The 3,327-nt window shown below is 60.3% G+C and carries 3 protein-coding genes; 1 reads left to right on the forward strand and 2 read right to left on the reverse strand.

Annotated elements, in window-relative coordinates; all coding sequences use genetic code 11:
* Nucleotides 1-70 precede the first annotated feature (70 nt).
* Nucleotides 71-691: a flavin reductase family protein gene (locus OC610_RS23865; RefSeq protein WP_264431354.1), complete on the reverse strand. Its 621-nt coding sequence runs from the start codon at nt 689-691 to the stop codon at nt 71-73.
* A 233-nt stretch (nt 692-924) separates the two neighbouring features.
* On the opposite strand from OC610_RS23865, the gene OC610_RS23870 reads away from it, so the two are divergent.
* Nucleotides 925-1,680, forward strand: a complete 756-nt coding sequence (locus OC610_RS23870; protein WP_264431356.1) for a COG4705 family protein — start codon at nt 925-927, stop codon at nt 1,678-1,680.
* Between the two features lie 124 nt (nt 1,681-1,804).
* On the opposite strand, the gene OC610_RS23875 is transcribed toward OC610_RS23870, so the two are convergent.
* Complete coding sequence (locus tag OC610_RS23875; protein ID WP_030140849.1) at nt 1,805-3,124, reverse strand: MFS transporter; 1,320 nt, start codon at nt 3,122-3,124, stop codon at nt 1,805-1,807.
* Nucleotides 3,125-3,327 lie beyond the last annotated feature (203 nt).

Raw genomic sequence — 3,327 nt, forward strand, 5'->3', positions numbered from 1 at the left:
GGCCCCTTTTTTGGTGGGCGCTTCGCACCCAAGCGGGAGCAAGCTCCCTCGCCACAGGGGTACGCTGCTGTTATCGCGGGCGATGCATCTTGAACAACGCCTCCGGTCCCAGCTGGAAATAATCCGCCGGCCCGCCGCCACGCAAGATCGGCTCGGCGGCGGCGGTGTCGTACACCCCATCCTTCAACAGCCATTTGGCGATGTGCACGGCGACGACTTCGCCGAGGATCAGCCAGCTTGGCACCAATTCCTTGTCCGCCCGTTGCAATTGAATGATCTGGGTGACCTTGCACTCGAAGGACACCGGGCTCTCGGCCACGCGCGGCACCTGGATCACCCGCGACGCCGCGGGCGTCAGGCCCGCCAGCTCGAATTCGTTGACCTCTGGCGCGACCATCGCGCAGCTCTGGTTCATCTGCTCGGCCAACGGGCGCGTGGCCAGGTTCCAGGCGAATTCGCCGGTCTGTTCGATGTTGTTGAGGCTGTCCTTGCGCCCAACGCTGGAGAAACCAATGATCGGCGGAACGTAATTGAAGGCGTTGAAGAAACTGTAGGGCGCCAGGTTCAGGCGACCGTCGCCATCCTGCGAAGAAATCCAGCCGATGGGCCGTGGGCCGACGATGGCATTGAACGGATCGTGGGGCAGGCCGTGGCCGTGGGCGGGCTCGTAGAAATGGATGTCATCAGGCATGGCGGATCGTTCCGGGAAAGACGTTCATAGGCGGTCAATAGTGCAAGGCCGGGGCTGATATTTCCAGGTTTGGTGATGGACATGGCGTCCGGCTCGCCGAGTGATTGACCTGCCATTTTGGCTTCATGACGTATTTTTCATGTATTGCCGACCAGTTTTTCACCGCCGTAACCCCAGTCTGCGCCGCTCTTGAACCCAAGAGCCGGGCGTCACACACTGGAGCTTTCCCTGCGATGAATAAACTGCCTCAAATAACCCTGGCCTTCTGGGTCATGAAGATCTGCGCGACGACCCTGGGGGAAACCGCAGGGGATTTGCTGTCGATGACCCTGAATGTCGGTTATGCCATCAGTTCGCTGATCCTGATCAGCGTGTTCGTCCTGACGCTGGTTACCCAGTTGATGGCCAAGACCTACAAGCCAATCCTGTACTGGATCGTGATCCTGTCCACGAGCACGGCGGGCACTACGATGTCCGACTTCATGGATCGCACCCTGGAACTGGGGTACGCCACCGGATCGATGATCCTGATCGCGATTTTGCTGGCGATCTTTGCCGCCTGGCGCCTGAGTGGTGATTCCCTCAACGTCACCAAGGTGCAGACTTTTCGTGGCGAAATGTTCTATTGGATGGCGATTCTGTTTTCCAACACCCTGGGGACCGCGTTGGGCGATTACCTGGCGGACGATTCCGGCCTGGGGTTTGCCGGCGGTGCGCTGCTGATCAGCTCGACTATCGCGTTGGTCGTGCTGCTCAAATACTTCACCCGGATTTCGACGGTGGTGTTGTTCTGGATCGCATTCGTGCTGACGCGTCCGCTCGGCGCGACATTGGGGGACCTGATGACCAAGTCCCATGAAAAAGGTGGATTGGATTTCGGCACCGTTGGCTCGTCGGCGGTATTGGCGGGGATTCTGCTGGTCATGATTGCTGGCGCAGCGTATGCACAGCGCCGTTATGGCAAGCAGGGCACTGTTGAATTGACTTGAAACCGAGTCGTCTCCAATCGCGAGCAAGCTCGCTCCCACAAGGTTGGCGTAAATCCCTGTGGGAGCGAGCTTGCTCGCGATGGGGCCATTGCAGTCACCGTTGCAGTCACTGCAGGAACACTGGTCAGTCCGTCACGATCCGCGAATGCTTGCGGGTGTCTTTCATGGTGATGTACACCAGCAGCGACACGGCGATGCACGCCGTCACGTACCAGTAGTAGCCGGTTTCCATGCCGATGCTCTTGAACCACAGCGCGATGTATTCAGCGGTGCCGCCGAAGATCGACACGGTGAGCGCGTAAGGCAGGCCGACGCCCAGGGCGCGGATTTCGGTGGGGAACAGCTCGGCTTTTACCACGGCGTTGATCGAGGTGTAGCCGCTGACGATGATCAGCGCCGCCATGATCAGGAAGAACGCGCCCCACCAGGTCTGGATGGTGTGCAGGGTGGTGAGGATCGGCACGGTGAACAGCGTACCCAGGATGCCGAAGGCAATCAGGATCGGTCGGCGACCGATCTTGTCCGACAGCCCGCCAATCACCGGTTGCAGGCACATGAACAGGAACAGCGTGGCGGCGGAAATGGTGGTGGAGTCGGAGATGCTCATGCCGACGGTGTTCACCAGGTACTTCTGCATGTAGGTGGTGTAGGTGTAGAACGCCAGGGTACCGCCCATGGTCAGGCCGACCACGGTCATCAGTTCCTTGGGATGGCGCATCAAGGTGCGCATGGCGCTTTCCTTGGCCTTTTCCTTCTTGGTGAACGACTCGGTTTCTTCCATGCCACGTCGCAGGTACAGCGCGACAATCGCACACAGCGCGCCGATGGCGAACGGGATGCGCCAGCCCCAGGCGTACAGCTGTTCGGTGGTGAGGAATTGTTGCAGCACGATCAGCACGCCGAGGGCGATGAGCTGGCCGGAGATCAGCGTCACGTACTGGAAGCTGGAGAAGAAACCACGACGTTCCTTCGTGGCCATCTCACTCAGGTAGGTCGCCGAGGTGCCGTATTCGCCACCCACCGACAAACCCTGGAGCAGACGGGCAAACACCAGCAGGATCGGCGCGCCGACGCCGATGGTTTCGTAGCTGGGGCTCAGGGCGATGATCAGCGAGCCGAAGCACATCAGGTATACCGAAGCCATCAACGCGCGTTTGCGGCCGGCGCGGTCGGCGTACAAGCCCATCAACCACCCGCCGATCGGGCGCATCAGGAAGCCCACGGCGAAGATCGCGGCGGTATTGAGCAATTGGGCGGTGGTGTCGCCCTTGGGGAAGAAGACTTTGGCGAAGTACAACGAGAACGCGGCGTAGACGTACCAGTCATACCATTCGACCATGTTGCCGACCGAGCCGCTGAAGATCGACTTGATCCGGCTGGCGGTGGTTCTTTCGCGGGCGGGCACGGCAGCCGACCCGATGGGCAGGGCGTTGGAGTTATCCATTGAAGGATCCTTCGTTTAATTGTTTTTGTGGAGCGCGTGGGAACGCAGCCTGCCAGGGCCATAGCAGGAGCTGTGCCAGGTGGCGGAGGGCCGGTCTAGAGCGGGCTGCTGTGTTGCGTCGGCGGAAATCCGCTCATTATGGCCAGGGGGATGGGCGGGAATCCGCTTATGCCAGGAAAGGTTTGCCGTCTGCACCGGCCTCA

It is taken from the genome of Pseudomonas agronomica (assembly GCF_025917275.1).
In the GTDB taxonomy this organism is placed as follows: Bacteria; Pseudomonadota; Gammaproteobacteria; order Pseudomonadales; family Pseudomonadaceae; genus Aquipseudomonas; species Aquipseudomonas agronomica.

What these genes read in the sequence shown, in the direction of transcription:
- OC610_RS23865 (WP_264431354.1), bottom strand. Translation starts at nt 691, where the DNA reads ATGCCTGATGACATCCATTTCTACGAGCCCGCCCACGGCCACGGCCTG.
- OC610_RS23870 (WP_264431356.1), top strand. Translation starts at nt 925, where the DNA reads ATGAATAAACTGCCTCAAATAACCCTGGCCTTCTGGGTCATGAAGATC.
- OC610_RS23875 (WP_030140849.1), bottom strand. Translation starts at nt 3,124, where the DNA reads ATGGATAACTCCAACGCCCTGCCCATCGGGTCGGCTGCCGTGCCCGCC.